8 protein-coding genes are annotated in these 4,573 nt (G+C 56.7%); 7 read left to right on the top strand and 1 reads right to left on the bottom strand.

Annotated features, from left to right (window positions below; translation table 11 throughout):
• The 7 genes from AC1D1P_RS14905 to AC1D1P_RS14875 all read left to right on the top strand — a co-directional run.
• Positions 1 to 433 (top strand): DUF1444 domain-containing protein (locus tag AC1D1P_RS14905; RefSeq protein ID WP_477673520.1); only part of this gene is annotated, 433 nt, incomplete at its 5' end.
• 104 nt (positions 434 to 537) lie between these two features.
• Positions 538 to 1,116: a pyridoxine/pyridoxamine 5'-phosphate oxidase gene (locus AC1D1P_RS14900; protein ID WP_477671177.1), complete on the top strand. Its 579-nt coding sequence runs from the start codon at positions 538 to 540 to the stop codon at positions 1,114 to 1,116.
• 130 nt (positions 1,117 to 1,246) lie between these two features.
• The gene (locus tag AC1D1P_RS14895; protein ID WP_477673519.1) at positions 1,247 to 1,690 is read left to right on the top strand and encodes a DUF4826 family protein; all 444 of its coding nucleotides are present in this window, start codon (positions 1,247 to 1,249) and stop codon (positions 1,688 to 1,690) included.
• Between the two features lie 96 nt (positions 1,691 to 1,786).
• Positions 1,787 to 2,224 carry a hypothetical protein gene (locus AC1D1P_RS14890; protein WP_477671175.1) on the top strand — a complete coding sequence of 146 codons (438 nt, stop codon included), beginning with the start codon at positions 1,787 to 1,789 and terminating at the stop codon, positions 2,222 to 2,224.
• Between the two features lie 34 nt (positions 2,225 to 2,258).
• A complete protein-coding gene (locus AC1D1P_RS14885) occupies positions 2,259 to 2,831 on the top strand; it encodes a hypothetical protein (protein WP_477671174.1) in 573 nt (190 codons plus the stop codon).
• Positions 2,832 to 2,870: 39 nt separating this feature from the next.
• Positions 2,871 to 3,071: a hypothetical protein gene (locus AC1D1P_RS14880; protein ID WP_477646891.1), complete on the top strand. Its 201-nt coding sequence runs from the start codon at positions 2,871 to 2,873 to the stop codon at positions 3,069 to 3,071.
• A gap of 47 nt (positions 3,072 to 3,118) precedes the next feature.
• Positions 3,119 to 3,820, top strand: coding sequence for a hypothetical protein (locus AC1D1P_RS14875; RefSeq protein WP_477671173.1), 702 nt, complete (start codon positions 3,119 to 3,121; stop codon positions 3,818 to 3,820).
• Positions 3,821 to 3,853: 33 nt separating this feature from the next.
• On the opposite strand, the gene AC1D1P_RS14870 is transcribed toward AC1D1P_RS14875, so the two are convergent.
• Complete coding sequence (locus AC1D1P_RS14870; protein ID WP_477673518.1) at positions 3,854 to 4,465, bottom strand: hypothetical protein; 612 nt, start codon at positions 4,463 to 4,465, stop codon at positions 3,854 to 3,856.
• Between the last annotated feature and the right edge of the window lie 108 nt (positions 4,466 to 4,573).

Here is a 4,573-nt window from a genome sequence, read left to right as displayed (position 1 = left end):
GGTATCGGTAGCCGTGCTCGATACGCCGCGCGCGGTGAGACCGCTTGATGATCGCGACCTGAGAAAGCTCAACATATCACAGAATCAGCTATTTGAACTTGGTGGTGAGAATCTGCAAGCCACACTGAAACCTCTCGCTGACAGTGCGAAGCCCGTCGGAAACGGGCAGATTGGAGCTATTCCAGGTAGTGTGTATGAGGTCGGCCGCGTCGCCATTCTTTCTCAGTGGGCATCTCTTGCAAATGCTCAGCAAGGTCTCCTTGTTATAGCTCTGCCAACAACGGATATGGTCTTGTACATATCGGAATCCACTCCGTCAGCAATAGATGCGCTTCGGGCGCTCTCCAAAGACACCGCTGCAAAATCATCCAATCCTCTTTCGCCAACCACCGTACTCAAATGGACCGCTGAGCGATGGATGCCAGTGCAGTGAGTGCCAAGGTGGCCGCATCAATGCCTGACCCTTCCATCAAGAGGGCGCACCCCGGCATGCCGGGTCGAGCCGCTCATCTCAAACCTTAGACGTCAAGAGAAAATATGCGCAGTCCMATTGAGCGTTTCAAAACTGTATGGCTCGACGCCAGGAGCCGTGGGTCGTCCAAACACAGGAACGCTGTTTGTGTTTCCACCATCGATGCGGATGGATACCCTAGTTCGCGATTTGTCGATTTGAAGGAAGCGGAAGAGACGGGTTTCGTCTTTTGCACGCATTTGGACTCTGGCAAGGCCCTGGACATCGCTCGCAACCCCAAGACCGGCATTACGCTGTGGTGGGAGCATATCGCCACGCAAGTACGCATCAAAGGCGTTTGTACGGTAATACCGGAACAGGAGGCCGAAGTACATTGGGCTGGCCGTCTGCGGGATGCCCAAATTGCCACAGCGACATTTCAGCAGAGCCGCCCGCTCGCAAGCCTCGAGTCGCTTTCGGATCAATACGGACGCGCCGTAGCTGCGTACGATGGCAAGCCAATCCCTCGCCCCGCGAACTGGGGCGGATTCAGGCTCCAGGCGGAGCACATTGAGTTCCTGGAGTTCAAAGAGAGCCGCCTGCATGCGCGCACGACCTATTCCCGCATTGGTTCCCGCTGGGAGCAAGCGTTCCTGCAACCTTAGGGTATCTCGCCGGGAGTAACCCATCATCTGAGCGGACCGCAACAGCAGGCCACGTGACACCGCGCTGTTAGTTCCGGTTCCGCGCGGCCTGCTGCTACAGTCCACTCAGCTCAAATGTTAGGCCCTAACAATGCCCGATTACGACAACCCCGAAGTTGAAGCCCAGTGGTGTGCAGAGCGCCGTGCTGAAGTATCCGAATACTTGCAACGCGAAGGCTTGGTGCATGGCCGAATCGGCTTAGAGCCTGCGTGGCACCTTGCCCCCTATGTCTCAATTTGGACCGTCGAAAGCCTTGAGAGCCCTGGTTCAGTGGGCTGGTGGGCTATCTCTGGCGATATGCCGAACGACTATGTTTCCTCAAGCAAGGCTGGAACTCCGCGGGAGGCGGTACATGCCATCGCTTCACTCTGGCAGGACGCGGCTCGATGCATGGCGCGTGGGGAGCGCCACCCAACGTTTGTCATTGGTACGGGAGAGAACATGGAAGAGCTCGCCCCCATGCTTGCATCGAGGGCCGGGTTACTGCTGGAATGGGCCGATGACCCTGCGGTATGGGAAGAAGATGAGCTTTAACGCGCTTCAAGTTTTTTCTCTAATGACCTCGGTCTGCTCGCATCACAGGCCTGAGCCTTGCTTCGGGTGGGTACACAAACCTTAAGTTCTTCGCATATGCCATCAACAACTCAAGCCCTGTTCATTTTTCTCGCGTGGTCTGGCGTTCAGGCCGTATTGCTTCTTGCGTCGCTACGTTCCAGGCAACCTTTGCCGGAATTGCTCGCAGCTGTAGAGACAGTCGAGCCTTCGATGGCGCCGGCGGAAAAAGGTGACATGGCCAGAGGATTCCTCTGGATCAGCGTTGTCTGGTTCGCCCTGGCCACAACCATTGCGGCGGTTTCTTTCAGTTCGGCATCAAAAGGAAGCCTGTGGGGCCTGGCCGTTTTTACCGCCATAGGTGGCTGGTCGCTCTACGACGCAGCGTCAAGCCCTGTCGTTCTGGGCCGCATGTACCCGGGGAGCATTAAATGGACAAACTGGCTTACAGCTGTGTTGAGCTCAACGGTCTGGTTATTGCTCTTTGTGATGCTGGCCATTCAATGGCTCTCCTGATGCCACCTGGCTCTCATCTCAAACGTCAGGCGTCATGATGACCATTTATGCAACAAGTAAGGTCGTACACGCTGCGCTGAAGCGCGCGCTCAGTCCGTGGTTTACGGCCAACGGCTGGAAGCGGCGGCCCGGTTACTCCTGTGCGTTTATTCGACCTGCCGGGCCGGGTTATTGGTGTCTGTGGTTTCAGGTCAGTTCCTGGGGAGGCCAACTCTCGGGAAGTTCATTCACACTGAATCTGGTTCATCAGGAGTCTGCGGAATCGTCACTCTGCAGTGGGCCAAATGCCCGCGTGCTGCGTACCCTGAGTGCAGCTGATATAGAGCTCGGCTTTTCCATCGCAGCGGAGCTGTCGAAACGCATTCCAGAGCCCGCGGCATCGGATCCAGTACACGAATGGGCAAAACTTCCGGGCTATCAGGGCGAGATGTGGCGCAAGAGAATCGCTGATCTTCAGAAAGTGAATCCTGACGCATGGAAGCCGGATGTCGATGTCTGGCTGCCGTATTACGCGGTGGCTGACCTGGCTCTTTGGGTCGATTTTCTGCTTCCGAGGTTTCCGCACCTTCTGCGCCAGAGCCAAGGGCAGGATTTCACCGCACAATGACGCTCATCATCCATACGCCTCCAACTACCCGGTTCACCCATGGAATCTCCCAAACTCAGAGTCGGTCAACCAATTACGCCTGAACAGTTCGACGAACTCACGGACGCGCAGCTGTCACGGCTCGTTCCCAAGGCGTATCGCGAATTTTTCCCCGGCAAAGATTTTTGTGCCGATGGGTACTTCTATCTTCACGACGGAACTGCCTGGAGCTTTTACCGAGGGGATTTTCTTGATGAATAGTGTTTGCCCGTCGCTGAGTGGCTTGGCAAACCTTTAAGGCGCCACAAATGCCGTTTCACCATAGAAGATGGCTCGTCCTGGTCGCGTTCCAGCTCGCCGTCACGCCGGCCCTGGCCATGGACTTCAATCTCATTGGCGAAACACTGATCATGTCCGGACCGGTTGTTGGCGGCGACGTTGCCCAGCTTAAGGATCAGCTTGCCACGAATCAAGTGAAACTCGTTTTGCTGCACAACAGCCCCGGGGGAGATCTCTGGAATGGGCAAGAACTTGCAAGGCGCATTCGGGATGCAGGCCTCGACACTGCAGTCTCAGGAAAATGCGAGTCCGCATGCGGCCTTGTTTTTCTCGGAGGGGTACACCGCTATTACAGCGACGGCACTCCTCTGGCGAAAACCATGATTGGCCTGCACGGGGCGCACAACAAGGAAACCAAACAGGCGATCCCGCAACTTGGGGCCCGGATGGCCTATCTCATCAGGGAAATGACCGAGAAGAAATTTCCGGACGATCTTCTGGATCGCACCGTCTATCCAAAAGATCCCTCGGATCTCACCTACATCTTTCATCCTGCGCGTTTCAAGGTGGATGGCAAGTCTCGTGGTGTCATGGAATGCAACAAACAGGCGGATGCGACTTTCAAATGCACGATGGTCGACGGCCTGGACGCGATATCTGTCGGGGTGACAACAAGCCCGGAGGTTCTTCGCCTCAGCGAGGAAGTGAAAGCCATGGTTGCAAGACCGTGAGGCGTCGTGCGTGAAAGTGCCTCACACGCTTATTTATCTGCCGCCGCTGATCAGCACGCTATAAGCCTCACGCGTCTCCGGCGACACCGACTCCACCAGTTGCGCATGCGGCGTCTTGTGACGCACCAGCACGCGGGCTGAGGCGATGGCTTTTGATTTGCAAAACCAGTGGCAAGTGTGCTGCATCAGGAAGAGTTCGGCTGACATCGTGAAGGCCTTGGCCTTGGGGCTGAGCCCGGCCGCGTTTTGGGCCACGCGCGCAATACCGGCGGCGTGAATCGCCAGCGCAATGCGCATGTCGAAGCTCATGGCCGGCAGGATCAGGGTCGCAAAGGGAAAGCTGATGGGCAGCCGGCTGACGCGGGCCTCGGGTTCAGGCACCCTGGCAAACTCCGTCGCAAATTTGCTGAACTGTACGGCCAGTTGCGCTTCGGAGTTGGCCAGTTGTTGCCAGATCTGTTCGCGGCGCTCGGGTTCTTTTTCGCCGAGTGCCCGCAGGTAGCCGTCGGCCAGGATTTCCATGAGTTTTTCAATCTGGTAATTGCCCAGATGGCTGCCCAGCAGCGCTATGCGTTGGCGTTCTTCCCTGGCTTTCAGGAGGTAGGTGCCGATGGCGACAAAGGTCACCAGGAGAAAAAAGTCCATTTCAGTTCCGTTTGCATGTGTCAAGCGCTGGCAGGGTTCTTGCCAGCTTGGGTTGAGTGTAGTCACGCAACCCTTTCCCGCGCTGACTGCCGCGTAACACCCCTGGCT

This window comes from Polaromonas sp. P1_E1_2, assembly GCF_056406035.1.
This window is presented reverse-complemented; position numbering and strand designations above follow the sequence as displayed.